The sequence below is a fragment of the Mesorhizobium calcicola genome (assembly GCF_042682105.1).
Lineage (GTDB): Bacteria > Pseudomonadota > Alphaproteobacteria > Rhizobiales > Rhizobiaceae > Mesorhizobium > Mesorhizobium calcicola.
Genome location: NZ_JBHUGY010000012.1, coordinates 1 through 26156, shown reverse-complemented (window position 1 = coordinate 26156; position 26156 = coordinate 1). Strand labels below are relative to the sequence as shown.

General features: G+C 62.6%; 23 protein-coding genes. 15 read left to right on the top strand and 8 right to left on the bottom strand.

Going from position 1 to position 26156, the window contains the following annotated elements; all coding sequences use genetic code 11:
- Positions 1-2 precede the first annotated feature (2 nt).
- Positions 3-797 (top strand): YdcF family protein, encoded by a 795-nt coding sequence (locus ACFSQT_RS05825; protein ID WP_379017431.1) that lies wholly within the window; start codon positions 3-5, stop codon positions 795-797.
- Here the strand turns inward: ACFSQT_RS05825 and ACFSQT_RS05820 are convergent.
- Positions 770-1489, bottom strand: a complete 720-nt coding sequence (locus ACFSQT_RS05820) for a DUF599 domain-containing protein (RefSeq protein ID WP_379017430.1) — start codon at positions 1487-1489, stop codon at positions 770-772. The two genes, ACFSQT_RS05825 and ACFSQT_RS05820, sit on opposite strands and share 28 nt — an antisense overlap.
- A gap of 181 nt (positions 1490-1670) precedes the next feature.
- Between ACFSQT_RS05820 and ACFSQT_RS05815 the strand changes: the two genes are divergently transcribed.
- A complete protein-coding gene (locus ACFSQT_RS05815; protein WP_379017428.1) occupies positions 1671-3074 on the top strand; it encodes an L-serine ammonia-lyase in 1404 nt (467 codons plus the stop codon).
- A 52-nt stretch (positions 3075-3126) separates the two neighbouring features.
- Here ACFSQT_RS05815 and ACFSQT_RS05810 read toward each other — a convergent pair whose 3' ends face one another.
- On the bottom strand, positions 3127-4128 hold the full coding sequence (locus ACFSQT_RS05810; protein WP_379017427.1) for a hypothetical protein: 1002 nt from the start codon (positions 4126-4128) through the stop codon (positions 3127-3129).
- 244 nt (positions 4129-4372) lie between these two features.
- On the opposite strand from ACFSQT_RS05810, the gene ACFSQT_RS05805 reads away from it, so the two are divergent.
- The 3 genes from ACFSQT_RS05805 to ACFSQT_RS05795 all read left to right on the top strand — a co-directional run bounded on the left by ACFSQT_RS05805 (position 4373) and on the right by ACFSQT_RS05795 (position 6350).
- Positions 4373-4810, top strand: coding sequence for a DUF1489 family protein (locus ACFSQT_RS05805; protein ID WP_379017425.1), 438 nt, complete (start codon positions 4373-4375; stop codon positions 4808-4810).
- 110 nt (positions 4811-4920) lie between these two features.
- Positions 4921-5652, top strand: a complete 732-nt coding sequence (locus tag ACFSQT_RS05800) for a vWA domain-containing protein (RefSeq protein WP_379017424.1) — start codon at positions 4921-4923, stop codon at positions 5650-5652.
- Positions 5652-6350, top strand: a complete 699-nt coding sequence (locus ACFSQT_RS05795; RefSeq protein ID WP_379017423.1) for a DnaJ domain-containing protein — start codon at positions 5652-5654, stop codon at positions 6348-6350. The genes ACFSQT_RS05800 and ACFSQT_RS05795 overlap by 1 nt, the downstream gene beginning before the upstream one ends.
- Positions 6351-6397: 47 nt before the next feature.
- Here ACFSQT_RS05795 and ACFSQT_RS05790 read toward each other — a convergent pair whose 3' ends face one another.
- Complete coding sequence (locus ACFSQT_RS05790; RefSeq protein ID WP_379017422.1) at positions 6398-7840, bottom strand: SPOR domain-containing protein; 1443 nt, start codon at positions 7838-7840, stop codon at positions 6398-6400.
- A gap of 284 nt (positions 7841-8124) precedes the next feature.
- Between ACFSQT_RS05790 and ACFSQT_RS05785 the strand changes: the two genes are divergently transcribed.
- The 4 genes from ACFSQT_RS05785 to ACFSQT_RS05770 all read left to right on the top strand — a co-directional run bounded on the left by ACFSQT_RS05785 (position 8125) and on the right by ACFSQT_RS05770 (position 12012).
- Entirely contained in the window at positions 8125-8454 is a 330-nt protein-coding gene (locus ACFSQT_RS05785) for a phasin family protein (RefSeq protein ID WP_379017421.1), read from the top strand.
- 297 nt (positions 8455-8751) lie between these two features.
- A complete protein-coding gene (gene clpS / locus ACFSQT_RS05780) occupies positions 8752-9081 on the top strand; it encodes an ATP-dependent Clp protease adapter ClpS (RefSeq protein WP_010909565.1) in 330 nt (109 codons plus the stop codon).
- A 6-nt stretch (positions 9082-9087) separates the two neighbouring features.
- The gene (clpA, locus tag ACFSQT_RS05775) at positions 9088-11556 is read left to right on the top strand and encodes an ATP-dependent Clp protease ATP-binding subunit ClpA (RefSeq protein WP_379017420.1); all 2469 of its coding nucleotides are present in this window, start codon (positions 9088-9090) and stop codon (positions 11554-11556) included.
- Between the two features lie 303 nt (positions 11557-11859).
- Complete coding sequence (locus ACFSQT_RS05770; RefSeq protein WP_379017419.1) at positions 11860-12012, top strand: hypothetical protein; 153 nt, start codon at positions 11860-11862, stop codon at positions 12010-12012.
- A gap of 651 nt (positions 12013-12663) precedes the next feature.
- Here ACFSQT_RS05770 and glnA read toward each other — a convergent pair.
- Together glnA and ACFSQT_RS05760 are read right to left on the bottom strand one after the other, a co-directional pair.
- On the bottom strand, positions 12664-14073 hold the full coding sequence (gene glnA / locus ACFSQT_RS05765) for a type I glutamate--ammonia ligase (protein ID WP_379017418.1): 1410 nt from the start codon (positions 14071-14073) through the stop codon (positions 12664-12666).
- Positions 14074-14138: 65 nt separating this feature from the next.
- On the bottom strand, positions 14139-14477 hold the full coding sequence (locus tag ACFSQT_RS05760) for a P-II family nitrogen regulator (RefSeq protein WP_379017416.1): 339 nt from the start codon (positions 14475-14477) through the stop codon (positions 14139-14141).
- Between the two features lie 360 nt (positions 14478-14837).
- On the opposite strand from ACFSQT_RS05760, the gene ACFSQT_RS05755 reads away from it, so the two are divergent.
- Positions 14838-16364 (top strand): NAD(P)H-hydrate dehydratase, encoded by a 1527-nt coding sequence (locus tag ACFSQT_RS05755; RefSeq protein ID WP_379017415.1) that lies wholly within the window; start codon positions 14838-14840, stop codon positions 16362-16364.
- Positions 16247-18364 (top strand): hypothetical protein, encoded by a 2118-nt coding sequence (locus ACFSQT_RS05750; RefSeq protein WP_379017414.1) that lies wholly within the window; start codon positions 16247-16249, stop codon positions 18362-18364. The genes ACFSQT_RS05755 and ACFSQT_RS05750 overlap by 118 nt, the downstream gene beginning before the upstream one ends.
- Before the next feature lie 37 nt (positions 18365-18401).
- On the opposite strand, the gene ACFSQT_RS05745 is transcribed toward ACFSQT_RS05750, so the two are convergent.
- Positions 18402-19934 (bottom strand): acyl-CoA carboxylase subunit beta, encoded by a 1533-nt coding sequence (locus ACFSQT_RS05745; protein WP_379017413.1) that lies wholly within the window; start codon positions 19932-19934, stop codon positions 18402-18404.
- Positions 19935-20342: 408 nt separating this feature from the next.
- Between ACFSQT_RS05745 and ACFSQT_RS05740 the strand changes: the two genes are divergently transcribed.
- The gene (locus tag ACFSQT_RS05740) at positions 20343-21755 is read left to right on the top strand and encodes a DEAD/DEAH box helicase (protein WP_379017412.1); all 1413 of its coding nucleotides are present in this window, start codon (positions 20343-20345) and stop codon (positions 21753-21755) included.
- A gap of 103 nt (positions 21756-21858) precedes the next feature.
- Here ACFSQT_RS05740 and ACFSQT_RS05735 read toward each other — a convergent pair whose 3' ends face one another.
- Entirely contained in the window at positions 21859-22833 is a 975-nt protein-coding gene (locus ACFSQT_RS05735; protein WP_379017411.1) for an alpha/beta hydrolase, read from the bottom strand.
- A gap of 94 nt (positions 22834-22927) precedes the next feature.
- Positions 22928-23749 carry an SDR family oxidoreductase gene (locus ACFSQT_RS05730; RefSeq protein ID WP_379017410.1) on the bottom strand — a complete coding sequence of 274 codons (822 nt, stop codon included), beginning with the start codon at positions 23747-23749 and terminating at the stop codon, positions 22928-22930.
- Positions 23750-23975: 226 nt separating this feature from the next.
- Here ACFSQT_RS05730 and ACFSQT_RS05725 point away from each other — a divergent pair, with 226 nt between their 5' ends.
- The 3 genes from ACFSQT_RS05725 to ACFSQT_RS05715 form a co-directional block, all read left to right on the top strand.
- The gene (locus ACFSQT_RS05725) at positions 23976-25010 is read left to right on the top strand and encodes a cysteine synthase A (protein ID WP_379017409.1); all 1035 of its coding nucleotides are present in this window, start codon (positions 23976-23978) and stop codon (positions 25008-25010) included.
- On the top strand, positions 25010-25753 hold the full coding sequence (locus ACFSQT_RS05720; RefSeq protein WP_379017408.1) for an alanyl-tRNA editing protein: 744 nt from the start codon (positions 25010-25012) through the stop codon (positions 25751-25753). Before ACFSQT_RS05725 ends, ACFSQT_RS05720 begins: the two co-directional genes overlap by 1 nt.
- A 137-nt stretch (positions 25754-25890) precedes the next feature.
- A partial coding sequence (locus ACFSQT_RS05715) for a rhodanese-like domain-containing protein (RefSeq protein WP_379017407.1) occupies positions 25891-26156 on the top strand: 266 nt, incomplete at its 3' end.

Here is a 26156-nt window from a genome sequence, read left to right as displayed (position 1 = left end):
CGATGTTCTTCTACCTTTCCAAGGTCTTCTGGTTCTTCATCCAGCCGCTCAATCTGGCCATTTTCCTTCTGCTGGCCGGGTTTTTCGCTGGCATGATCGGCCGCCGGCGGCTTGCCGCCACCGGCGGCGTGCTGGCGTTTCTGATCCTTGGGCTGTCGGCGTGGACGTCGCTCGGCGCCATGATGCTCAACCCGCTGGAGGAGCGCTTTGCGCGCCCGCCGCTGCCGGAAAAGGTCGATGGCATCGTCGTGCTCGGCGGCGGCCTCGAGGGCGCCATCAACCTGGTGCGCGGCGGGTATGAGCTCAACAGCGGCGGCGATCGGATGGTCGAAACCGCGATTCTCGCCCGGCGCTTTCCAACCGCCAAGGTGGTCTCCGGCGGCACCGGCGAACTTTTTCCCGAGGGCGAGGGCGATGCTGCAACTGCGCCCCGATTGCTCACCGCGCTTGGTGTGACGGCCGATCGCCTGATCCTCGAAAACAAGTCCCGCAACACCTATGAGAATGCCGTCTTCACCAAGGAGCTGGTAACACCGAAGCCCGGCCAGACCTGGCTGCTGGTGACCTCGGCCTTCCATATGCCGCGCGCCAAGGCGCTGTTCGACAAGGCCGGCTTTGCGACAATTCCCTGGCCGGTCGACTACCGCACCTCGGGGCGGGAAGGCATTGGCCTGTTCCGCGACAATCCCGCCGATTCGCTACAGACCACCACAATGGCCATCCGCGAATGGATCGGGCTCTTCGCCTACTGGCTGTCTGGCCGGATCGATCAGCCTTTTCCCGCGCCCGGCGGCTGACCGATCACCGCCTGCCTGGCCGCCGAGAAAAACTGGCGCCGCACCAGCACGGCCAGCAGCAGAAGCGTCGACAGCACGAACACCATGGGATCGACGAACCAGCCGAGATAGCCGATCGAGAAGAACACGCCGCGCAGGCCGGAATTGAAATGCTTTCCGGCCAGCATGTTCATCTGCGCCGCACGCCAGACCGCCGTTTCGGTGACCGGGTTGCGTGACGCTTCGCCATGCGGGATCGGCACGGCGCCGATCAGGATCGTGCAATAGTTGAACAGCCGGTACGCCCAGCCGAATTTGAAGAACGAAAACGCAAGGATCAGCACCAGTCCAAACACCTTTATCTGAAAGGCCGCGCGCGACGGGGCGCCGCCCAGGGGCAGGTCGCTGAGCACTTCAAGCACCCGGTCGGATGCGCCGAGCAAGGCAAAGCAACCGCCGATCGCGATCAACGAGCTTGAGGCGAAGAAGGCAGTGCCTTGCTGCAACCCGCTCATGATGGCGGTGTCGACGATGCGGATCTCGCGCTCGGCCATGGTGCGCATCCAGGCTTGCCGCTGCGCATTCATCGCCGTCGTCAGCGATATGCGGCTGACCAGCTTGCCGTCGGAGGCGAGCGTGTGCAGCAACCACACGACCAGGAAGAAAGCCAGCGCCGCGAGATCGGCCGTCGAAAGATGAAGGGAATCGCCCATGGGTTGAATTTATCACATTCAGGGCGACCGCTTCGATGTCCGGCGTGGAGCGATCGACAATCAATGTCGCTGCCGGAGCAAACAAGGTCGGCAGGCGCTGCGCCGCGATTGCCAAAAGAGCGGAAACATCCTGGGACTTCCTATATGTAGTCCTTGACGTGACTCCAGGAGACAACGCCGCGTGTTCCTTTCGGTTTTCGACCTGTTCAAGATCGGCATCGGCCCCTCGAGTTCGCACACGATGGGGCCGATGACGGCCGCGGCGCGGTTTCTCGACGAGGTCGCGGGAACTGACTGGCCGCGCCCGGCGGGCGTCAAGGTCGACCGCCTCGCCGCCAGCCTGCATGGCTCGCTCGCCTATACCGGCATCGGCCATGGCAGTGATCGCGCGGTGGTGCTCGGCCTTGCGGGTCTCACGCCGCAGACTGTCGATCCCGATGAGGCCGACGGCATTGCCAGCCGCATCGCCGCGGAGAAGCGCATTTCACCGCCCGGCCATCCGTCCTATCGTTTCGACCCGGCCACCGATCTGGTGCTGGACCGCAAGACACCGCTCACCGGCCACGCCAACGGCATGGCGTTCTATGCCTATGATGCCGGTGGCCGCCTGCTGCTCAAGCGCATCTACTATTCGATCGGCGGCGGTTTCGTGGTTTCGGAAGAAGAACTGCAGCGGATGAAGGCCAAGGGGTCGGTGACGACCGAAGGCAAGAAAGTGCCATATCCCTTCAAGAACGCCGTCGAAATGCTGGCGATGGCCGGCAAAAGCGGCCTTTCCATCGCCGACATGAAGCGCGTCAACGAAGAGACGCAGATGTCGCGCGAGGAGCTCGACGCCGGCCTCGACGGCATCTGGAGCGCCATGAAGGGCTGCATCGACCGCGGCCTGTCGCAGGACGGCATCATGCCGGGCGGGCTGAAGGTGCGGCGCCGCGCCCGACAGCTCCACGACAAGCTGCAGGAACAGTGGCAGCAGAACAGACCCAATCCTTTGCTCGCCAATGACTGGCTGTCGATCTACGCCATGGCCGTCAACGAGGAGAATGCCGCCGGCGGCCGGGTCGTCACCGCGCCGACCAATGGTGCTGCCGGCACATTGCCGGCGGTGCTGCGCTACTGGCTGCATTTCCATCCCGAGGCCGATCAGCCGAGCATCCGCGACTTCCTGCTGACGGCCGCCGCCATCGGCGGCATCATCAAGACCAACGCCTCGATTTCGGGTGCCGAGGTCGGTTGCCAGGGCGAGGTCGGCTCGGCGTCGGCGATGGCCGCGGCCGGCCTGTGCGCCGTCATGGGCGGCACGCCCGAGCAGGTCGAGAACGCCGCCGAGATCGCGCTCGAACATCATCTCGGCATGACCTGCGATCCGGTCGGCGGGCTTGTGCAAGTGCCGTGCATCGAGCGCAATGCGCTCGGCGCGGTCAAGGCGGTGACGGCTGCGTCACTGGCCATCAAGGGCGACGGCGTCCATTTCGTGCCGCTCGACGCGGCGATCGAGACGATGCGCCAGACCGGCCTCGACATGAACGAGAAGTACAAGGAAACCAGCCTTGGCGGGCTTGCCGTCAATGTCGTGGAGTGCTGAGAGGCTGGCTAAACTGGGATGCTCCCAACATCCCGCCTTGAAGAAGTGCTAGCTACGCTGCCTTTCTGATGAGCGTGACAAGGTCGTCATACTGATGGCCGCGCTTCTTCTTCTGAATGAAGGCATTCGATTTGTCATTGATCATCGGACGCAACTCCTGCGTGAGAAACGCTTTGTCCCTATCAGACAAAGGTATCTCGCCCTCGTTGCGTTTATAAATCTTGATGATTGTGTTCAGCCTGCGCAAGACCTCGGCTCTCTGATCGGATGCGCCTCCTGCACCTTGCTTCGTGGACAAATAGAAACGCATCATGTCGGTGAATGAGGCCGGACTTTCAATTTTGATCTCAGTCCCCCTAAGCGTTTCGGGTTCGCCAGCCAGGTAACCTTTAAACTGCGGCCCCATGGACCCGAGGAAATTTTCGTAATCCAACACAACGAGTTGCCCAAGTCTGTTGGTTTTCAGATATGTTACAGACTTGACGGCATCTGAAACCGGCGCAATTTCAGACTGAAGGCGGGCTGCATCACGTTGTACAGTGAGCGTAAAATCAGCGTTGATCTCGGCGGCAGCAATCTCATTACCAGAGAGCGCGTGGTGAATTCGCTGAATTAACGCGAGCAACCTCTTATCCTTGGACGCTCGGATGACCGGAGCTCTAATATCCAAGGCACCTGACTTGACCAAGTCTATGTCTTGCTGCGTCAGGCCGGTGTCAGGGCCACTGGCAAGTACCGAGTCAAGAATTTTCGCAAGTATCTTTTTTGATCCCGAGTTGCTGGCGAGGTCATGTTGTATGAAACCAAAGCTCAGCCCGTTCAAGCCGTTGGTCATTTTAGCGTCGCTCAGACAGTAAGCGACGCGGCCACCTGCAGCTTCGTTCTCCAATAGAACATCGACAAAGTCGACTAACAGCTTGTCATCTTTGTCACTGACAAGGTCGGCAGACGAGCGCGTTGAGCCGTTGCACGATGGAATATCGAAAGCACTCGCCGGAAACGCGCAAATTATGGTCGAAAGCGCAACAGCAAACCCAATTGTCGAAATTCTCATTTTCCCCTCCTAACCCCGCTGCGATACAATCAGAGATCGCCCTTGCTGTCGATTGGCAGAAGTCCATGTGAGGTAGAGCTGTGGATTCTTGCCGATTTCGTCGCCAGCATAACCATGGCGGTGGCATGGCCATCATTTTTTATCGGCCTGCATGGAGGCGGCAGGCATCGCGTCACCCCGCTGGCACTGTGGAGAAATCGATCAGGCCGTTGACGCGTTCGCGCGCCGGACTAAACCTTAAGCGATGTCTCTCAATCTCATAAAACTCTGTGTCGGCTGCGACAGCGTCGAGGATCTCGAAGAGTGGATCGCCTTCCGCCTCGATGAGCGGCGGCGCGCCGGTGAGCCGGTCGAGCAGTATCACACCACCCGCATGGTGCCGACGCGCGCCTCTGAAATCACCGATGGCGGTTCGCTCTACTGGGTGATCAAGGGCAATGTGCAATGCCGCCAGCTGATCACCGAGATCCGCCCCTTCACCGACGACGAGGGCATCGGCCGCTGCCACCTGATCCTCGATCCGCAGGTCGTGCGCACCGACTGGCAGCCGCGCCGGGCTTTTCAGGGCTGGCGCTATCTGAAACCGTCGGACGCGCCGATCGACCTCGGCAAGGGCAAGGCCGGGCTGATCGAGATGCCGCCGAAGCTCAGGCGCGAGCTTGCCGATCTCGGCCTGCTGTAAGCCGTCGCGCCTCGAGGGGTTGGCGTGCTTCAATTGCGGCTGGTTTGCTGGCCTCAAACTTGCCGCGCGCTGGACTTGCAAGCGGCGCGACAACGCCACATCTTGTTTTCATGAGCGACAAAAAGCAGCCCGTGCCCGCAAGGGCCAATCCTGCGCCGGTCAAACCTCAATCCAATGCCGGCGAGATCGAAGCCTTTCTTCGGCAGGCAAGGACGCTGGCTGCGTCGGCGACGGGTTCGGGCAGGCTGATCCTTTCGCTCGACGCGACGATGAGCCGCCAGCCGACCTGGGATCTGGCTTGTGAGCTGCAGGGCCAGATGTTCGATGCCGTCGGCAAGGCCGGAACCCTGAGCGTCCAACTGATCTATTTTCGCGGCCTGGGCGAGTGTCGTTCGTCCGCTTTCGTGACCGATACCAATGCCTTGAAGCAGCTGATGACGCGAATCGAATGCCGCAGCGGCCACACCCAGATCGGCAAGGTGCTGGCGCATGCGCTGAAACAGACGGCCACGGCCAAGGTCAATGCGCTGGTCTATATCGGCGATGCGATGGAAGAGAACATCGACGACCTGGTCGAAAAGGCCGGCAGCCTCGGCCTGCACGGCGTTCCTGTCTTCGTCTTCCAGGAAGGCCATGATTCCGGCGCAGAAAAGGCGTTTAAGGAAATCGCTCGGTTGTCCAAAGGGGCTTGGTTCCGATTTGATCGGCGGGCCGCCGCGACCCTGGCGGGATTGCTTTCGGCGGTTGCGGTGTTTGCAACCGGCGGGCTGAAGGCGCTCGAGGCCAGGGGCAGGCCGGAAGACCGGCTGATGATCGAACATCTGCGGGGCAGCGGGAACTGATGGGCGCAGTTATCTCATTTGTTGCATTGCTTCTGGTGCTTCTCGGCGCGGTGACCATCTTCCTGCGCGCCGATCCGGGAAAACTGGCAAGCGGGATGCGCACGCTCGGGCCGGTCCTTCTGGCGCTGGTCGGCGTTGCCGTGCTTGTGGTCGGGCGTGAGGGCATCGCCGGCATCATACTGGCCGCGGCATTTGCCTGGTATGGTTCGGTGCGAATGAAACGCCAGACGGCCAGTCCGGCGCCGGGCAAGCGTTCGACGGTGCGTACCGCGGCATTGGAAATGGAGCTCGATCACGCCACCGGTGGACTGGAGGGCCTTGTGCTGGCCGGCCGCCATGAAGGCAAGATGCTGGGCGCGATGGGCCTGGCCGAATTGCAGCATCTCTACCGTGAGCTCTCCGGCGATCCGGAGAGCCGGCAGTTGCTAGAGACGTATCTTGACGGCAGATTTCCCGTCTGGCGCAAAAACGCTGAGACGGACGGTGGCGAAGGGCTGGGTGTTGCGCCAGGTTCGGGCACCATGACTAAGGAGGAGGCCTACAAGATCCTTGGTCTTGAAGCGGGGGCCGCCGCGGCGGATGTCCGCAAGGCGCACCGCCGCCTGATGCAGCGCCTGCACCCCGATATCGGCGGCACGTCTTTCCTGGCGGCGCGAATCAACGAAGCCAAGGACGTCTTGCTCTCCAATCACAACTAGTTCTCCTTCGACGCAGAATTTTTCCGGGAGATTGCTTCCACACCGTCCTACTGCTGGACGGCGTAGCACTCGATGTTCTTCTTCTTCAAAGCGGTGCAGGCCTTCCAGGCCGCGGTCTTCGAACCAAAGCCGCCGAAGCGGGCGCGGTAATAGGTGACGCCGTCCTTGTCGTAGGCAACGGTGAAGCCGGAAGCGTCGGCCAGCGCCTTGGGCGCCTGCTTGGTGGTCTTGTCGAGAAAGGCCTGGGCTTCGGACTGCTTGGGCGACGAGGCGACCTGGATGGCCCAGCCCGACGGCACCGACGCGGTGTTGACCGGGTCGACAGTCGGCGTCGCCGCCGGTGTCGGTTCGGCATAGGCAGCCACGACCTGGGCCGTGGCCACCTGCGGCGCCGATACGATGACGGTCTTGACCTTTTTCGCCTTGACGATAGGGGCAGCCTCTTCGCTCGGCGCGCTCTGCGCGGTGCTGTCTTCCGCGACAGTGGCGTCCTCGGCAACGGTCGCGTCATCCTGGGTCGCATCATCCTGCGCCGCCACCGGCTTGTCGTCCGGTGTCGGCGCGTCGTGCTTGGGCAAGAGCACCTTGGCAAGGGCGGTGATCGGGTTGCTGCCGCCGGCCTTGGCGACCAGATCGCCACCGCCGCGGGTCGACGCCCGCGGCAGATAGGTGTTGATCAAGGTGGCCATCTGGTTGTCCCGGCTGCCGCCGGAGGTGCCGCCCATGACCACGCCGACGATGCGGCGATTGCCGTCGGAAACCGACGAGACAAGGTTGAAGCCGGAGGCGCGGGTGTAGCCGGTCTTGATGCCGTCGACGCCCTTGATGCGCCCGAGCAGGCGGTTGTGACCGTTGATGCGCTGACGCCCATAGAGGAAGGAGCGCTGCGAGAAATAGCCGTAATACTGGGGGAAATGCTCCCTCAGTGCGATGCCGAGTGTCGCCATGTCGCGCGCGGTGGTGAACTGGCCGGGATTGGGCAGGCCGTTGGCATTGCGAAATACGGTGCCGTTCATGCCGAGCGCACGCGCCTTGGCGGTCATCATACGGGCAAAATTGGTTTCATTGCCGCCGAGCATTTCGCCGAGCGCGGTGGCCGAGTCGTTCGCCGATTTGGTGACCATCGACAGGATCGCGGTTTCGACCGTCACCGAACCGCCAGCCTTCACGCCGAGTTTCGTCGGCGGCTCGGCAGCGGCATTGGCCGAAAACACGACTTGCGAGTTCCTGCCGATCTTGCCCTTCGCCAGCGCCTCGAAGGTCAGATACAGCGTCATCATCTTGGTGAGCGAGGCCGGATAGCGCCTGCCATCGGCATCCGCCGAATAGAGCACCTTGCCGGTCTTGGCGTCGATGACGATTGCCGCGGACCTCGCCGCCAGCGACGCGGCAACGTCGCCGCAGACGAATGTCATCGCCAGGGCGAAGATCATCATCGTTTTGAGAGGGGAGGTGGATTTGGAAACGATGCCCAACAACGCCTTACGCACTGGTACTTCCCTTGGATTATTCGTTGCGCTGGAGGCGGCGAAGGGTCCTGCCTCACTTCCAGCCAAGCTACCGGGGCAGCGTTACCAATCCGTTTATGGTAACCGCCGCGTTCACCATTTTCTTCGGGCTTGAAGCTCTCTTTATTCGATTTTTAGCCATTGACTGCGCAGGCGGGGTCGCAACGCCGGCGAAATATTGACTTTTGTGCGGCGCACAATATATTGGCGTGCATTGCACAAGAGCGCCCCGAAGAAGGACGCTTCAACCCAAGGGAATGCGTGAAATGACCCAGACCTATGAGGACTTCAGCAAATACGGCAAAGAGTTTGCCGATACCGGATTGAAGAGCTTCGCTTCGCTCTCCAAGGGCGCCCAGGCGATCGCCACCGAAGCTGGCGAATACACCAAGAAGAGCTTCGAAGCCGGCAGCGCCACCGTCGAAAAAATCATTGCGGCCAAGTCGCTGGAAAAGGTGATCGAGATCCAGTCCGATTATGCCAAGCAGTCCTATGAGGCGTTCATCGCCGAGGCCACCAAGATTGGCGACCTCTATGCCGAACTCGCCAAGGAAGCCTACAAGCCGTTCGAATCGATCGTTGCCAAGGCGAAGTGATTTCGCCCGGGCGAATTGAATTCGCCTGACGCGACCCAGATCCGGCCCTTTGGGCCCGGGACAAAACCCGGCCGCGGAAGCGTGGCCGGGTTTTTTCATATCAATTTCCGCTCTGGAGCCTCGCGCTCCTTCACGATTGCGAAAATCGGCCAAGTTTGGTCACCTAGCCATATTGTCAGCTAAACAGAAGGGCTTAAAATCGTCCATCGAACACCTACATGTCGAACTCGCATGGGGATTCGAAAAAGGCAGGAATACGTGACGATCGGTTTGACTGCCACGAGACGCGTGGCGCGGATGCAAAACGGCGGCGGTGACGGCAATGAGGCCGGCCGCGGGACGGCTGTCATCACGCGCACCAAAACCAAGACGAAGAAGCCCAGCCTTTACCGGGTCCTCATCCTCAACGACGACTACACGCCCATGGAGTTCGTGGTTCACGTGCTGGAACGCTTTTTCCAGAAGGACCGCGAAGCCGCCACACGCATCATGCTTCATGTTCACAATCATGGAGTGGGCGAGTGCGGGGTCTATACATTCGAGGTGGCCGAGACCAAAGTGTCCCAGGTCATGGATTTCGCCCGACAGAATCAGCATCCGCTGCAATGCGTGATGGAGAAGAAGTGAGGTAACATGCCGGCTTTCTCCCAAGGCCTGGAAAAGGCGCTTCACCAGGCGCTGACGCTCGCCAATGAGCGGCACCATGAATATGCAACCCTTGAACATTTGCTGCTCGCGCTCATCGACGACACCGAGGCGGCCGCCGTCATGCGCGCTTGCAATGTCGATCTCGACGAGTTGAAGCACACGGTTCTCACCTATATCGACACCGAGCTCGACAACCTGGTCACCGGCTACGATGAGGACTCCAAGCCGACCGCCGGCTTCCAGCGCGTCATCCAGCGCGCCGTGATCCATGTGCAGTCGTCGGGCCGCGAGGAAGTGTCGGGCGCCAACGTGCTCGTTGCCATCTTCGCCGAGCGCGAGAGCCATGCCGCCTATTTCCTGCAGGAACAGCAGATGACCCGCTACGACGCGGTCAACTACATCTCGCACGGCATCGCCAAGCGTCCGGGGGCGTCGGAGACACGCTCGCCGCGCGGCGCCGATGACGAGCAGAGCGGCCAGAACGGCGCCGAGCCGCAAGAGGAAGGCGGCAAGAAGAAGCAGCAGCAGGATGCGCTGACCGCTTATTGCGTCAACCTCAACAACAAGGCCAAGGCCGGCAAGATCGACCCGCTGATCGGCCGCGAGTCCGAGATCAACCGCACCATCCAGGTGCTGTGCCGCCGCTCCAAGAACAACCCGCTCTATGTCGGTGATCCCGGCGTCGGCAAGACGGCGATCGCCGAAGGCCTCGCCAAGCGCATCGTCGAGGGCGACGTTCCCGAAGTGCTGCATAACGCAACCATCTTCGCGCTCGACATGGGCACGCTGCTCGCCGGCACGCGCTATCGCGGCGATTTCGAGGAACGGCTGAAGCAGGTCGTCAAGGAACTTGAGGATTACCCCGGCGCGGTGCTGTTCATCGACGAGATTCACACGGTGATCGGGGCAGGGGCCACATCAGGCGGCGCCATGGACGCGTCGAACCTGTTGAAGCCGGCCTTGTCGTCGGGTGCGATCCGCTGCATCGGCTCGACCACCTACAAGGAATTCCGCCAGTTCTTCGAGAAGGACCGTGCCTTGGTGCGGCGCTTCCAGAAGATCGACGTCAACGAGCCGACCATCGAGGACGCCATCGAGATCATGAAGGGCCTCAAGCCCTATTATGAGGAGTTCCACAAGGTGAGGTTCACCAACGAGGCGATCAAGGCCTCGGTGGAGCTGTCGGCGCGCTACATCAACGACCGCAAGCTGCCCGACAAGGCGATCGACGTGATCGACGAGACCGGCGCTTCGCAGATGCTGGTGCCGGAAGCCAAGCGCAAGAAGACCATCGGCATCAAGGAGATCGAAGCGACGATCGCCACCATGGCCCGCATTCCGCCGAAGACGGTTTCGGCCGACGACGAGAAGGTGCTGCAAGGCCTCGATATTGAGCTGAAGCGCGTCGTCTACGGCCAGGATACCGCGATCACCGCGCTGACCTCGGCGATCAAGCTGGCGCGCGCCGGCCTGCGCGAACCGGAGAAGCCGATCGGCTCCTACCTGTTCTCGGGTCCGACCGGCGTCGGCAAGACCGAAGTGGCCAAGCAACTGGCCGCCTCGCTTGGCGTCGAGCTGATCCGCTTCGACATGTCGGAATATATGGAACGCCACACCGTCTCGCGGCTGATCGGCGCGCCTCCCGGCTATGTCGGCTTCGACCAGGGCGGTCTTTTGACCGACGGTGTCGACCAGCATCCGCACTGCGTGCTGCTGCTGGACGAAGTCGAGAAGGCGCATCCGGACCTGTTCAACATCCTGTTGCAGGTGATGGACCACGGCAAGCTGACCGACCATAACGGCAAGCAGATCGACTTCCGCAATGTGATCCTGATCATGACCACCAATGCGGGCGCGTCGGATGCGCAGCGCGCGGCGATCGGCTTCGGTTCGACCAAGCGCGAAGGCGACGATGTCGAGGCGATCAACCGGCTGTTCACGCCGGAGTTCCGCAACCGTCTCGATGCGATCATCCCGTTCGGCTCGCTGCCGGTGCCGGTGATCCATCAGGTGGTGCAGAAGTTCGTCATGCAGCTCGAGGCCCAGCTTTCCGAGCGCGGCGTCACCTTCGACCTGTCGCCCGATGCGATCGCGTGGCTGGCCGACAAGGGTTATGACGAACGCATGGGCGCTCGGCCGCTCGGCCGCGTCATCCAGGAGCACATCAAGAAGCCGTTGGCCGACGAGGTGCTGTTCGGCAAGCTCAAGAAGGGCGGCACGGTGCGTGTCACCGTCGAGAAGAAGGAAACCGGCGAGACCGGTCTGAAGCTCGAATCGCTCGCCGACGAGGCGCCGGTGAAGCCGAAGAAGGAAGAGCCGGACGAAGCGCCGAAGCCGACAAAGGCCGTGGCGAAAAAGCCCGCGGCGAAGAAGCTGGTGGCGCAGAAGCCCGAAGCCAAGGGCAAGGACGGCGGCAAGCGCAGCCTGGTGCCGCAATTGCCTCGAAAGAACTGACCCTGACGAAAGTCGAAAAGCCCCGGAAATGAACTGACCCCCCGAAAGTTGGACACAACCTTCGGGGGTTTGCATGTCCAGACACAGAGCGAGTTTCAAGCGATCCGTTGTCGATAGCTATTTGTGCGGGGATGAAAGCTACGGGCGTGCGGTTGCCGTCGCGGCCGACGTCGCTGGTGGTCATCTAGCCTTGCTGTGCGTGGCGGCGTCTGTCGGCCGCCGCAGCGGCACCACCGATGGCGGGCACTATCGCAGCCGCTGTTCCCGGTCCCGGCCATCCTCGCCCTTCTGGCGCTGATCTACGTGACTTACCAGGGCTACCTGGACATCGCCTTCGGCTGTCCGAGCCTGACCGCACCGGGGCTGATCATGGTCGTGGCGGCGGTCTATTGCCTGCTGGTCCTGGCCGAGCAAACGGACTGGAACCTGCACGGTCCCGACGAGCTTGCAGGGTAGATCCACGTCCCTCCGACGGTCTGCTCCGGCAGGAGCCCAGCTCATACCGGGGCTCTTTTCGTGACGATGCCCTCACCGGACAAAAGCCCCCAAAAAAAGTCAGGCGGAAAGACCACTGCAAGGCCCGCCGAAGCCGGTTGATCCAGGCTGGTGCGCGCCTCCCGTGAAGCCTGTCGTGGACCGCGAAAGCGCCGAAAAAGCGCGGAAACCGCCTGTTTCGACGGCTCCCGACCTGCTGGCAAGCCTTGGTTCAAGCCCCAAAACCGGCGATCCGCGGCCTGGCGAGCGGCGTTGACAGATCGCCGTGCGGCATGCGTATTCCGGGTTCTTGGGGTTACGTCACGCAGTGCTGTTCGGACGGGCGGGGTTTTCTTGAACGGCGGCATTGGCGGGGGCGCCGGACGAGCGGTCACTGTAGCCTGAGGCAGTGCGCCGCTCGCTCCTGGCTCCGATGTTCACCATCGATCGTGCTGTTGCTTCCTGTCGGTCGCAGGCGGGCCACCCAGGCATTCACCCATCGTCGAAAGCTCAATGACAAGGCGCGTTTATCACGCTGAGCGGGCCGATCGATGCACGCGTGGCCTGTCGAGCGGCAGCAAAAAGCCCTTGAAGGAGGGAAATCTTTCAAGGGCTTGAATATTATATTGAATCTTAGACCGAGTAGTACATGTCGTACTCGACCGGATGCGGCGTCATTTCAAAGCGCATCACCTCGGCCATCTTCAGCTCGATGTAGCTGTCGATCTGGTCGTCGTCGAAGACGCCGCCGGCTTTCAGGAAGCCGCGATCCTTGTCGAGGCTCTGCAGCGCTTCGCGCAGCGAACCGCAGACGGTCGGGATCTTCTTCAATTCCTTCGGCGGCAGGTCGTAGAGATCCTTGTCCATCGGCTGGCCGGGGTGGATCTTGTTCTTGATGCCGTCGAGACCGGCCATCAGCATGGCGGCGAAAGCGAGGTAGGGGTTCGCGCCCGGATCGGGGAAGCGGACCTCGACGCGCTTGGCCTTGGGCGATGAGCCGAACGGGATGCGGCAGGAGGCCGAGCGGTTGCGCGCCGAATAGGCGAGCAGCACCGGCGCTTCGTAACCGGGAACCAGGCGCTTGTAGGAATTGGTCAGCGGGTTGGTGAAAGCGTTGATCGCCTTGGCGTGCTTGATGATGCCGCCGATGTAGAACAGGCAGCTTTCCGACAGGCCGGCATATTCATTGCCGGCGAAGGTCGGCTTGCCGTTCTTCCAGATCGACTGGTGGACGTGCATGCCCGAGCCATTGTCGCCGAAGATCGGCTTGGGCATGAAGGTCGCGGTCTTGCCGTAGGCGTTGGCGACCTGGTGCACGACATATTTGTAGATCAGCATCTTGTCGGCGTTGCGCACCAGCGTGTCGAACTTGATGCCGAGTTCGTGCTGGGCAGCCGCCACCTCGTGGTGGTGCTTTTCGACGCGCACGCCCATTTCGGCGAGCACGGTCAGCATCTCGGAACGCATATCCTGCGCGGAGTCGATCGGCGGCACCGGGAAATAGCCGCCCTTGATGCGCGGACGGTGGCCGAGATTGCCGGTCTCGTAATCGGTGTCGTCGTTCGACGGCAGTTCGGTGGAGTCGAGCTTGAAGCCGGTGTTGTACGGGTCGGCCTTGTACTTCACATCGTCGAACACGAAGAATTCGGCTTCCGGGCCGACGAAGATCTGGTCGCCGATGCCTTCCGACTTCATGTAGGCCTCGGCCTTCTTGGCCGTGCCGCGCGGATCGCGGTTGTAGGATTCGCCCGAAACCGGATCGAGGATGTCGCACAGGATGACCATGGTCGACTGGGCGAAGAACGGATCCATGTGAACCGTGTCCGGATCGGGCATCAGCACCATGTCGGACTCGTTAATGGCCTTCCAGCCGGCAATCGAAGAGCCGTCGAACATCACGCCATCGGCGAACATGTCTTCCTCGACTTCGATGACATCCATCGTCACGTGTTGCAGCTTGCCCTTCGGGTCGGTGAAGCGCAGGTCGACGAATTTCACGTCGTTGTCCTTGATCTGCTTCATGATGTCTTTGGCTGTCGTCATGTCATGTATCCCTGTTTGATGACGTTTTTTGATGATGACGTTTTCGCGAGGATGGCCGGGGCGGGTCAGACCGCGTCCATGCCGGTTTCGCCGGTGCGGATTCGCACGACTTCCTCGATGTTGGAGACGAAGATCTTGCCGTCGCCGATACGGCCAGTCTGGGCCGCCTTGCGGATGGCCTCGATCGCTCCATCGACCGCGTCGTCGCCAAGCACGACCTCGATCTTCACCTTGGGCAGAAAATCGACGACATATTCTGCGCCGCGGTAGAGTTCCGTATGGCCCTTCTGACGACCGAAGCCCTTGGCCTCGGTGACCGTGATGCCTTGCAGTCCGGCCTCCTGAAGCGCTTCCTTCACTTCGTCCAGCTTGAATGGCTTGATGATCGCTTCGATCTTTTTCATGTAAAAAGTGGCCTCCACTGCCAAAAAAACGGGTTGTGAGCCCCCGCTTGCGCCTCCATCAAGCACGAACTGTGCCAATTGGACAGATTTGAAGCGGTCTCATACGATTTCAAAGCCGAGCCGCACCGGGATGCAAATTCGCGTCATTCGCTGCATCGGATGCGGCATGGGCTGTTGGAGCCGCCACGACGCCGGCGCCTGCATCCGCACAACAATTAGGCATATCGCCTATTCGGCGGGCAGATTTGTGCCTGCGATGCCCTCATCCCAACAATATGGCCGCAAATTTTGCCAACTCCCCCTTTGTTTGCTTCGGATCGAAAATTGGACAATGCTTGATCGAATGCGGATCGGCAATCCATGAGCAACGAACTTCTTTCCCCCGCACAAATGAGCGAGGCCGATCAGCTGACAATTGCCGCCGGTCCGCTCGATGGTTATGGCCTGATGCAGCGCGCGGGCGAGGCGGTTGCGACCAAGGTCCTCAAGCGCTATCCGGCGGCGACGCACGTCCATGTGCTGTGCGGGCCCGGCAACAATGGCGGCGATGGTTACGTCGTTGCCCGCATCCTGGCCGGCTGTGGCGTCGGCACAACGATCTGGGCAAGCGGTACGCCGAGGCCGGAAACCGATGCGGCACTCGCCGCCAAGCAATGTCCGCTCAAGCCTCGGCCACTGTCCGGTTTCGACGCCGAGGCCGGCTCGATCGTGGTCGACGCACTGTATGGGGCCGGGCTGTCCAAGCCGCTGTCCGGCGATGACGCGAAAGCCGTCGACACTGCCTCAGCTCTGCGCCTGCCTGTGATCGCGGTCGACCTGCCGTCAGGCGTTTCAGGAGCAAGCGGCGAGATATTGGGCAGGGCGTTTCGCGCCGACATCACCGTCACCTTCGCACGAAAAAAGCCCGGCCACCTGCTGCTCCCGGGACGCGAGCGATGCGGCGAGATCGTGCTCGCCGATATCGGCATCGGCGACGGCATCGTCGCCCAGCTCGCCGTGTCGACCTTCGAGAATGGGCCCGACCTGTGGTTGCGGCAATTTCCCGTGCCGGCGGTGGACGCACACAAATACAAGCGCGGCCATGTCGGCGTCTTTTCCGGCGGCCCCAGCGCGACGGGCGCCGCGCGACTGTCGGCACTTGCCGCCGCGAGAAGCGGGGCAGGGGCGGTCACCGTGCTGTCGCCGGCCAACGCCATGCAGGTGAACGCCGCGCATCTCACCTCGATCATGTTGCGCAAGGCCGATGACAGCGTCGACATCGACGAGTTCATCGGCGAACGCCGGCCGTCGGCCTTTGTTCTCGGGCCTGGTTTCGGCGTTGGCGAAAGGACGCGGAAATTTGCACTAGCTCTGCTCAGCTCTGCCCTGCCAAGGGATACCCGCATTGACGGCCTCGTGTTCGACGCCGACGCGATCACTTCGTTTCGCGAGGCGCCCGATGTCTTGTTCGAAGCCTCTCGCCGATCGGACGCATCGGCTCTGGTGATGACGCCACATGATGGGGAGTTCGCCAGGCTGTTTCCCGGCATCGCCGGCGACATTGCCGCATCCAAACTTGACAAAGCGCGTTTGGCCGCCGTGCGTGCCAATGCCGTCATCGTCTACAAGGGCGCCGACACGGTGATCGCTTCTCCTGATGGCCGAGCGGCGATCAACGCCAACGGCGCGCCGTGGCTGGCCACCGCAGGGTCGGGCGATGTGTTGTCAGGGCTCACCGCCGGACTGCTGGCGCAAGGCATGCCGGCATTCGAAGCGGCCTGCGCCGCGGTGTGGATCCATACCGAGGCCGGCAGTCTGTTTGGGCCGGGGCTGATCGCCGAGGATCTGCCGCTGGCGCTGGTGCCGGTGCTGCGCGACCTTGTCGAAGCGCGTACGGCCGCCCGATGAGCCGCGCCCTGGCTCTGCTGCTCGCCACCCTCTTTGCTGTCTTCGTGGCGTCGGCCGCGCGCGCCGAAGGTCCCTTGACGATCGTCGACGACCCGGCCGTACTCGCTGCGCTCGATGCCAAAGGCTATGGCTTTGCCGGTCTTTTCGGCGCGGCGGGCGAGGGCGATCTGAAAACCCTTTACGACAAGGCGCCGGCCTATCATGCCATTGTCGACACGGTGGCATCAGATGTTGCCGCACTGCGCGCCGACATCAAGGCCGGCGGGCGGCCGCTCTATGAGGTCACCGACGGCAATGTCGGCCGCATCATGGACATGCGCTGGCTGAAGACCGATGCGGCGCGCTTCCGGCTGGTCGGCGTCGTCAACCGGCTCGACCGTCGCGACTTCGCGGTGCTGCTGGGTGACAAGAGCTGCGGCGAGGTGCGTTTCGTCTATCGCCTGGCCTACAGCTTCCGCAAAAACGGCAAGCTGCTGGCGTCGCGTCTGCCGTTCAATTTCAACGCCGTCTACAGCGCGGCACCCGATGCCGATGGCGGCTGCGTCGGCGTTGCCGGGCGCTGGACGCCGCAGCTCGACGAGACCGTCGATGCCGGCTGGCTGACCGGCGGGCCGCTGGAGAAAGCCGGGCTGACCTTCAAGCAGCTGGAACTCAACGCCCAGGTGGTGCGCTTTCCCTCCGGCCAGGAAACCGAGTTCGGCGGCCAGGCCGCCTATCTCATGCGGATATTCGGCGTCGATGGCGGGACCGTCAGCGAGAAGCCGCTGGAGAACACGCCCGACACCGCGCGGCTGTCGCAAGACGCGGCGCTGAAGGCAAGGCTCTCTGCCTATGTCGGCGCCAACCTGCGGGCGATCGACGACGGCGTCTTTGAAATCCCCGACGAATTCCTGGCCAGGAAGGTTATCTCGTGGTCGACCTTCGGCAGTGCGCGGCAGGCCAACCACCCGTTCGCGCCGCTGCTCCCGCCCGAGCAATTCGCATCGCTCGATTATTCCGGGCTAAAACTGGTGCGCACCCCGGAAGCGCTGGTCGAGCGGCTGGACAATGGCGCCTGCCAGGGTTGCCATCAGGCTGGTTCCACGGCCGGTTTCCATTTCATCGGCCTCGACGACAAGACGACGTCGCCGCTCAACCGCATCGAGGTCGGCATTTCGCCGCATCTTCACGCCGAGATTCCGCGCCGCCAGGCCTGGCTGCGCGCCACGGCGCAAGGCAAGGAGCCGAACCGCTTCCGTCCGCTCTCGTTTGCACCGCCTGCCGCCTGGACGGACGCCGGCGCGGTGGACTACGCACCGGCCGAGATGGCGATGCCGTGCCTGATGCCGGACGATGCCGCCCGCTTCGGCACGACCTGGCAATGCGGCGGCGGCACCGTCTGCACGCCGCTGGCCACTGCTTCGGGCGTGCGGACGAAACTGGCGCAGTGCCTGCTGCCCAAGGGCAGCGAAATGATGTTTTCAGGCCATCCCTGCCTGACCGGCTCGATCGCCAGCAACGCCACGCGGCCGTTCAACGACCGCTACAGCATATCGGGCCAGTTCGCGGCGTTCGCGCCGGATGTGTCGCGCACCGCCTACACCTGCCGTCCGCCGAAAATCGGCGTGCCTGGCGGTATCGCTTACCGCGGCTGCGACGACAAGGACCGAGCCTTCGCGGCCTTCAAAGCCGGCCGGCCGATGCCGAACGAGATCTGCGGGCTGGTCGGCGGCAAGAAATTCGACATCTGCGTGGCCACCAACAATTTCGACCAATGTCTTGGCGGCGCCGTCAATCGCGGCAACCGGCCGGCCTGTTCGGCCGATCATTTCTGCCGCGAGGACTATATGTGCCAGTCGCTGCCATCAGACACGCCGGGCATTGCAAAAGTGAAAGGCATCGGCTTCTGCTCGCCGACCTATTTCATCTTCCAGATGCGCATCGACAACCACGCCACACCGTGGGGCAGTTCCGTCCGCGCCACCATGGGAGCAGGATTTGGCGCGGCGGAAGAGGAGTAGCTGCTCGACAGCCTCCGAAAGGAGCGACATCAGCGCCTCACAGCGGGATGTTGTCGTGCTTCTTCCAGGGGTTCTGCATGTCCTTGTTGCGCAGCATCCGGAGCGCGCGGGCGATGCGGCGACGGGTCGAGTGCGGCATGATCACCTCATCGACATAGCCGCGCTCGGCGGCGACGAAGGGCGACAGGAAGCGATCCTCGTAAGCCTTTGTATGGGCTGCGATCTTTTCAGCGTCGCCGATGTCCTTGCGGTAGATGATCTCGACCGCGCCCCTGGCGCCCATCACGGCGATCTGCGCCGTCGGCCAGGCGTAATTCATGTCGCCACGCAGGTGTTTTGACGCCATCACGTCATAGGCGCCGCCATAGGCCTTGCGGGTGATGACGGTGATCTTCGGCACGGTCGCCTCGGCATAGGCAAACAGGAGTTTCGCGCCGTGCTTGATCAACCCGCCATATTCCTGCGCGGTGCCGGGCAGGAAGCCGGGGACATCGACGAAGGTGACGATCGGGATCGAGAAGCAGTCGCAGAAGCGCACGAAGCGCGCCGCCTTGCGGCTGGCGTCGGAATCGAGCACGCCGGCCAGCACCATCGGCTGGTTGGCGACGAAGCCGACCGTACGGCCCTCGACCCGGCCAAACCCGGTGACGATGTTCTTGGCGAAATTCTGCTGGATCTCGAAGAAGTCACCCTCGTCGGCAACTTTAAGGATCAACTCCTTGATGTCGTAGGGCTTGTTGGCGTTGTCGGGAATCAGCCGGTCGAGCGACAGATCGTGGTCGGTGACCGACTGGTAGCATTCGATCTCCGGGATCTCCGAGGTGTTGGAGGCCGGCAGCAGGTCGACCAGCCGGCGCATCTGCAGCAGCGCCTCGACGTCATTGTCGTAGGCGCCGTCGGCGATCGAGGATTTCGTCGTGTGGACGGAAGCACCGCCGAGGCTCTCGGCGGTCACGGTTTCGTTGGTGACGGTCTTCACCACATCGGGTCCGGTGACGAACATGTAGGAGGTGTCGCGCACCATGAAGATGAAGTCGGTCATCGCCGGCGAATAGACGTCGCCGCCGGCGCAAGGGCCCATGATCAGCGAGATCTGCGGAATGACGCCGGAGGCGAGCACGTTGCGTTGAAAGATTTCGGCATAGCCGCCGAGTGCAGCCACGCCTTCCTGGATGCGCGCACCGCCGGCGTCATAGAGGCCGATGATCGGCGCGCGGTTGCGCAACGCCATCTCCTGCACCTTGATCACCTTCTCGGCATGCGCCTCCGACAGCGACCCGCCGAACACGGTAAAGTCCTTGGCAAAGAGGTAAACCGGGCGGCCATTGACCGTGCCCCAGCCGGTGACGACTCCGTCGCCGGCGATCTTGGTCTTTTCCATACCGAAGTCGGTCGAGCGGTGCTCGACATACATGTCGAACTCCTCGAACGAGCCCTCGTCGAGAAACACCTCGATGCGTTCACGCGCGGTGAGCTTGCCCTTCTTGTGCTGCGCATCGATGCGGGCCTGGCCGCCACCCATGCGGGCGATGTCGCGGCGGCGCTCGAGTTCCTTCAGCACGTCCTTCATCGGTTACCTCCCAAGCCAGCGGCATTTCGTGGTAATCGTGCCGGCAAGCGAGCGCAAGCGCCGCCTACGCCACGCTTTTGTTGCACTGCAGCATGACACCCCTTGCATTTGGTCGCGAACTGGGCCATATGCGGCGGCATAGGCGCTTGGGCCGGGAACAATCCGGCCTTCTCGACGAATGAGACTGGTTGCGTCTGTTTTCCCTCTTTCCGGTATATCGGCCCCTCTTTCCGGTACATCACAAAGTGGCGAAAAAGCCCCGTGGCATGATGCCTGCGGGCACGACAGCGCAGCCGCGCGGACGAAACCGTCCGCCGCCTTGTCGTTCCATGACAATGTATCCGACGGCAGGTTGCGCCCTGCCGCCATCGACGTTTGCGGCCATGAGCCGCGTGAAAGAAGATTATTTTGACCAACGAGAACACTTCAACCAGTAGCAACACTGCGGAACTCAACGGTTTCGCCGCACTGGGAATTACGGGCGCGCTGCTCAAGGCGACCCATGCCGCCGGCTTTACCGATCCGAAGCCGATTCAGTCTCAGGCGATCCCGCCGCAGATGGAAGGCCGTGACATTTTCGGCATCGCCCAGACCGGCTCGGGCAAGACCGCGGCCTTCGCGCTGCCGATCCTATCGAAGATCATCGCTCTCGGCACCAAGCGCCGGCCGAAGACGGCGCGTGCGCTGATTCTCGCGCCGACGCGCGAACTCGCCGTGCAGATCGAGGACACCATCAAGATCCTCGCCAAGGGTGCGCATGTCTCGACCGCGCTCGTGCTCGGCGGCGTCTCGCGCTTCAGCCAGGTGAAGAAGGTTGCGCCCGGCGTCGACATCCTGATCGCAACGCCAGGCCGGCTGACCGATCTGGTGCGCGAAGGCGACCTCATGCTTGCCGACACCAAATGGCTGGTGCTGGACGAGGGCGACCGCATGCTCGACATGGGCTTCATCAACGACGTCAAGCGCATCGCCAAGGCGACCGCGCCCGACCGTCAGACGGTGCTGTTCTCGGCGACCATGCCCAATGAAATCGCCGAGCTGGCCAAGGGTCTGCTGAAGAACCCGATCCGCGTCGAAGTCGCGCCGCAAAGCACGGCCGCGGCAGAGATCGTGCAAGGCGTCGTCTTTGCCCGCACCAAGCAGAAGCGCCAGGTGCTGTCGACGATGCTCGCCGACGACGCGATGAAGTCCGTCATCATCTTTTCGCGCACCAAGCATGGTGCCGACAGGGTGACGAAGGACCTCGAGCGCGACGGCTTCAAGGCCGCCGTCATTCACGGCAACAAGTCGCAGAACGCCCGTCAGAAGGCACTGAACGATTTCCGCGAGGGTTCGGTGCGCATTCTGGTGGCGACCGACATCGCGGCGCGCGGCATCGACGTGCCCGGCATCAGCCACGTCGTGAATTTCGACCTGCCGGACGAGGCCGAAAGCTATGTCCACCGCATCGGCCGCACCGGCCGCAACGGCATGGACGGCATCGCCATCACGCTTTGCGATCCGTCGGAGAACAGCAAGCTGCGTCAGGTCGAGCGCATCATCCGCACCAAGCTGCCGATCGTTGCCGACCATCTCGGCAGCCCCGATCCGCTGCGCAATCCGGCTGAAAAGAACGAGCGCTTCGAGCCGGCCAATGACCGCAATGGCCGTCGCGACGGCAGGCGGCCCGGCGGCGAGAACAAGGGCAACGGCTTTGGCAAGAAGCGCTTCGGCGACAAGCCGGCTTTCGCTGGCGAGCGCAAGCCGGAAGGCGCCAAGCCTTTCAAGGGCAACAACAAGCGCCGCTTCGGCGGCAAGCGTCCGGCTGCGCGGGCTGCGTAAGCCAGGCTACGTTGTAATCGGTCAAGCTTAGGCTGGCTGATTGCCCGTGACTGGACAAAGAAAGGGCGGCTGAAGCGATGCTTCGGTCGCCCTTTTCGTCTGCTTACTTGGCCACCGCCTCGACCCATACGGCAATCCTTTGCGCCAGAAAGGCCGTGGTCGATGGCGACATCGCATCGCCGGCGATGACGTGGTTGTCGGGATCGCCGGTGTCGTCGACCGGAACCAGTTCGTGCGGCGCCCCCCAGCGCCCGGCGATTTCGCGGGTGCGGTCAGGCCGCACCACCTTGTCGGAATCCGAAAAGATGAACAGGGCCGGTATGGTCGCCTTTTCCACCGGCGCGGCGTAGGCGAGTTCGGTCAGCGCCTGCATCGGCAGCGTCGCGGCCATCGGATATTTGTGCGTCCAGAATTTCTCGTGCAGGGCGTTGCGGGTCGGAAAGCTGCGTTCCTTGCCGCCGACGAGATCGGCGATCTGTTTGCCCCACGGCATGGTCAGGATCTCGGCGCCGGAAGCTTTGACGCCGAAATTCGGCGAGATGAACGCGATCGCCGCCACCCCGTCCGACGCGCCCGGCTGCGTTGCCGCCCATGTCGCCAGCGAGCCGCCGGTCGAGGTCGAGATGACGATCACCTTGCCGCCGATCGCCCTGCCGATGGCGAGCGCCTCCTCATAATCGTTGATCCAGGCATTGACGCTGCCTTGCGTCATCGCCGCGCCGTCCTGCCCGTGACCGGTAAGGCGGGTGTAGAAGAGGTTGGCATCGAGCTGGTCGGCCACCTCGTCGGGCAGCGGCCGGACCTCGCCCTTCGATGCGGAAAAGCCATGGATATAGACGATCGACAGCGGCGTCCTGGCATGCACCATCGGATTGGCCCAGACGATCTCCTTATCCAGCCCGTCGCGGATTCCAGGTATGGCGGCTTCTGTCTTCGCCACATAGGCCTGCGGATCGTCGCCGATGACCGAGGGATCGAAACGGATCGTGGTGTCGACAGGAACGCGCGGGCCAAGCACGAAGGCCAGTGCGAGGACAGCGACAAGGCCCAGCACAGCAAGCACGATCCGTCGCCCCATCGCAGACTCCAAAGAACATTTCTCAACCTATGGCGGCGACCACAAACAGGCAACGCCCGGCCCGGAGACGGAACCTGCCGATCTCGATGGCGTTCTATTCGCTTTGTGGCTTGCGGTCGTAGAGCAGCGGCCGCGCCTTCCAGCTGGTCATCAGGCTGATCACCCCTCTGCACAGCGGCCTCGGCAGCAGGCTGAGCAGCTTCAGCGGCCAGCTCAGCCGGCGCGGGAAGGTGACTTCGAAGCCGCCGGACTTGATGCCCCGCGCCATGCGGCGCGTCGCGCGGCTGACCGGCATCAGTCCCGGCATCGGCAGCATGTTCTTCTCGGTCAGAGCGGTGTCGATGAAGCCCGGGTTGATCACCTGGATGCGCACATTCATCTTGTCGAAGTCATACTTCAGCGACTCGGCCAGGATGTTGATCGCCGCCTTGGTGCCGCCATAGGCGGCCGTGGTCGGCCAGCCGAAATAGGCGGTGACCGAGCCGACCAGCACGACGTGGCCGCGCGCCCGCACACGCATGCGCTCGATGACCGGCACCAGGCCGTTGATGATGCCGAAATAGTTGACATCGAAGGAACGGCGAAAGTCGTTGACGACAAGATTTTCACCCGGCGTCGATATGTAGTTCCCGGCATTGAAGACGGCGAGCACGATGGGCCCGAGTTCCTTTTCGATCGCGGCGACCGTTCTTGCCATGCGCGGCTCGTCGGTGACATCGCAGGGAAAGGCCGTGACACTGCCCGGCATCTGCGCGGTCTCGACGATAAGCGTGTCGATCGGATCGTCGTCGAGCGCCGTCACCGCGACGGCATAGCCCTGGGCCGCGAGGTCCCTGGCCAGTGAACGGCCGATGCCGCTGCTGCCGCCCGTGATCCAGGCGACGCCGTGCTTCGGGTTGGCTCGATAGAGTGTCATGCTGCGCCCTGTCGACTTGTTCGTGTCTTGCTCTAGCGATGAAGAAATCGAATGAAAAGATGCATTTCAACACAGAGAGGAAATGAACTCTGGGCCGTGAGGCCGGTTTCGAGAAGCCCCGGCGCGAAAACAGCGCCGCAAATGCGACTGGACCAGACAAATTCTTGCCTTGAAACCGAAGCTTCGGGTTTCTAGGGTTTCGGCGCACCTACACAAGGAATCCTGAATGGCCCGTTCTGTGATCGACGCGATCGGCAACACGCCTCTGATCCGCCTCCACAAAGCTTCCGAACAAACCGGTTGCGAGATCCTGGGCAAGGCCGAATTCATGAATCCGGGCCAGTCGGTCAAGGACCGCGCCGGTCTGTTCATCATCCGTGACGCCGAGCAGCGGGGGCTGCTGAAGCCCGGCGGCGTCATCGTCGAGGGAACGGCCGGCAATACCGGCATCGGGCTGACGCTGGTTGCCAAGGCGCTGGGATACCGCACCGTCATCGTCATTCCCGACACCCAGAGCCAGGAAAAGAAGGACACCATCAAACTGCTCGGCGCCGAGCTGATCGAGGTGCCGGCGGTGCCTTACAAGAACCCCAACAATTACGTGAAACTGTCGGGGCGGCTGGCCGACCAGATGGCAAGGACGGAGCCGAACGGCGCCATCTGGGCCAACCAGTTCGACAATGTCGCCAACCGTGACGGCCATATCCGCACCACGGCGCAGGAAATCTGGAACCAGACCGGCGGCAAGGTCGACGGCTTTGTCTCCGCGGTCGGTTCGGGCGGAACGCTGGCCGGCGTCGCCTTCGGATTGAGGGCCAGGGGCAAGGACGTCAAGATCGCGCTCGCGGATCCGCTGGGCGCCGCGCTCTACAGTTTCTACACCAGCGGTGAGTTGAAGTCCGAGGGCAGCTCGATCACCGAAGGCATCGGGCAGGGGCGCATCACAGCCAATCTCGATGGCTTCACGCCGGATTTTTCATTCCAGATCCCGGATGAGGATGCGCTGCCGATCGTCTTCGACCTGATCCAGGAAGAAGGCCTTTGCGTCGGCGGCTCGACCGGCATCAACATTGCCGGCGCGATCCGTCTGGCCCGGGAATTAGGCCCCGGCCACACCATCGTGACCATTCTGTGCGACTACGGCACGCGCTATCAGTCGAAGCTGTTCAACCCGGAATTCCTGCGCGAGAAGAACCTGCCGATACCGGGCTGGATGGAGCAGCGGAGCACCATTTCGGTACCGTTCGAAAAGGCCGTGTGATGGCGCACAGAACCGAAGCGCTGTTTCGCGACGACGCCTATCTGCGCATGGCGGACGCGACAATCGTCGCCGTCAACGACCGCGGTGGCATCATTTTCGACCGGACGATCTTCTACGCCACCTCGGGCGGTCAACCGGGCGATACCGGTCATCTCGAACGCGCCGATGGCAGCCGCATTGCGATTGCCGCCACCATTACGGGCGAGACCAAGGACGAGATCATCCATGTGCCGGCGCTGGAACAAGCGGTGCTGGGGGTCGGCGAGCGCGTGAAGCTTGCCATCGACTGGGAGCGGCGGCACCTCTTGATGCGCATGCACGCGGCTTGCCACCTTCTCACCGTCGTCTGCCCATTCCCGATCACGGGTGCGGCGGTTTCCGAGGATGACAGCCGTGTCGACTTCGACATTCCGGATGCCAGCTTCACCAGGGAAGACGTAACGGCCGGCCTGATGGATCTGGTGCGGGCCGATCACCCGATCTTCACCAGGCTGATCAGCGACGAGGAACTCGCCGCCAACCCCGGCCTGGTGAAATCCAAGAACGTCCGGCCGCCGGTGGGCACCGGCAAGATCCGCCTGGTCTGCATCGGTGACAACGCTTCGGTCGACAGCCAGCCCTGCGGCGGCACCCATGTCAAAAGCACCGGCGAAGTCGGCGAAATCCATATCGGCAAGATCGAGAAGAAGGGCCGCGAGAACCGGCGCTTCCGCATTCGCTTCGGCCCGATGCCGGCGACCTAATGCACGTCGCCCGAAAGTGGCCCCGGTTTTGGGAACGATATGCTTAAAACAAGGACTTAAGGCGCGCCGCCTAAACCCGCTTCAATGCGACGCGCTTTAATAGCACAATCACCGCAACAGGCGGTCAGGAGAAGAAGATGGCCGAGGACAGCCCTTTCACCGTCGACGCGGACTGGCTGCAGCAGCGCCTCGGCGAACCGGGCCTGACGATCATCGACGCGTCCTGGTATCTCCCGACGCAAAAGCGTGATGCACGCGGCGAATACGAGGCAGCCCACATTCCGGGCGCACGGTTCCTGGATCAGGACGCGGTCTCGGACCCGGATTCGCCGCTGCCGCACACGCTGCCGTCACCGCAGCATTTTGCCCAGTATGTCGGTTCTATGGGCGTTTCGGCCGACGA

Excerpts from the sequence above, each read along its gene's own strand:
- ACFSQT_RS05760 (WP_379017416.1), bottom strand. The coding sequence starts at position 14,477 with ATGAAAAAGATCGAAGCGATCATCAAGCCATTCAAGCTGGACGAAGTG.
- ACFSQT_RS05810 (WP_379017427.1), bottom strand. The coding sequence starts at position 4,128 with ATGAGAATTTCGACAATTGGGTTTGCTGTTGCGCTTTCGACCATAATT.
- ACFSQT_RS05825 (WP_379017431.1), top strand. The coding sequence starts at position 3 with ATGTTCTTCTACCTTTCCAAGGTCTTCTGGTTCTTCATCCAGCCGCTC.
- ACFSQT_RS05725 (WP_379017409.1), top strand. The coding sequence starts at position 23,976 with ATGGCCCGTTCTGTGATCGACGCGATCGGCAACACGCCTCTGATCCGC.
- ACFSQT_RS05720 (WP_379017408.1), top strand. The coding sequence starts at position 25,010 with ATGGCGCACAGAACCGAAGCGCTGTTTCGCGACGACGCCTATCTGCGC.
- glnA (WP_379017418.1), bottom strand. The coding sequence starts at position 14,073 with ATGACGACAGCCAAAGACATCATGAAGCAGATCAAGGACAACGACGTG.
- ACFSQT_RS05805 (WP_379017425.1), top strand. The coding sequence starts at position 4,373 with ATGTCTCTCAATCTCATAAAACTCTGTGTCGGCTGCGACAGCGTCGAG.
- ACFSQT_RS05785 (WP_379017421.1), top strand. The coding sequence starts at position 8,125 with ATGACCCAGACCTATGAGGACTTCAGCAAATACGGCAAAGAGTTTGCC.
- ACFSQT_RS05795 (WP_379017423.1), top strand. The coding sequence starts at position 5,652 with ATGGGCGCAGTTATCTCATTTGTTGCATTGCTTCTGGTGCTTCTCGGC.
- clpS (WP_010909565.1), top strand. The coding sequence starts at position 8,752 with ATGCAAAACGGCGGCGGTGACGGCAATGAGGCCGGCCGCGGGACGGCT.
- ACFSQT_RS05730 (WP_379017410.1), bottom strand. The coding sequence starts at position 23,749 with ATGACACTCTATCGAGCCAACCCGAAGCACGGCGTCGCCTGGATCACG.
- ACFSQT_RS05800 (WP_379017424.1), top strand. The coding sequence starts at position 4,921 with ATGAGCGACAAAAAGCAGCCCGTGCCCGCAAGGGCCAATCCTGCGCCG.
- ACFSQT_RS05745 (WP_379017413.1), bottom strand. The coding sequence starts at position 19,934 with ATGAAGGACGTGCTGAAGGAACTCGAGCGCCGCCGCGACATCGCCCGC.
- ACFSQT_RS05755 (WP_379017415.1), top strand. The coding sequence starts at position 14,838 with ATGAGCAACGAACTTCTTTCCCCCGCACAAATGAGCGAGGCCGATCAG.
- ACFSQT_RS05735 (WP_379017411.1), bottom strand. The coding sequence starts at position 22,833 with ATGGGGCGACGGATCGTGCTTGCTGTGCTGGGCCTTGTCGCTGTCCTC.
- clpA (WP_379017420.1), top strand. The coding sequence starts at position 9,088 with ATGCCGGCTTTCTCCCAAGGCCTGGAAAAGGCGCTTCACCAGGCGCTG.
- ACFSQT_RS05820 (WP_379017430.1), bottom strand. The coding sequence starts at position 1,489 with ATGGGCGATTCCCTTCATCTTTCGACGGCCGATCTCGCGGCGCTGGCT.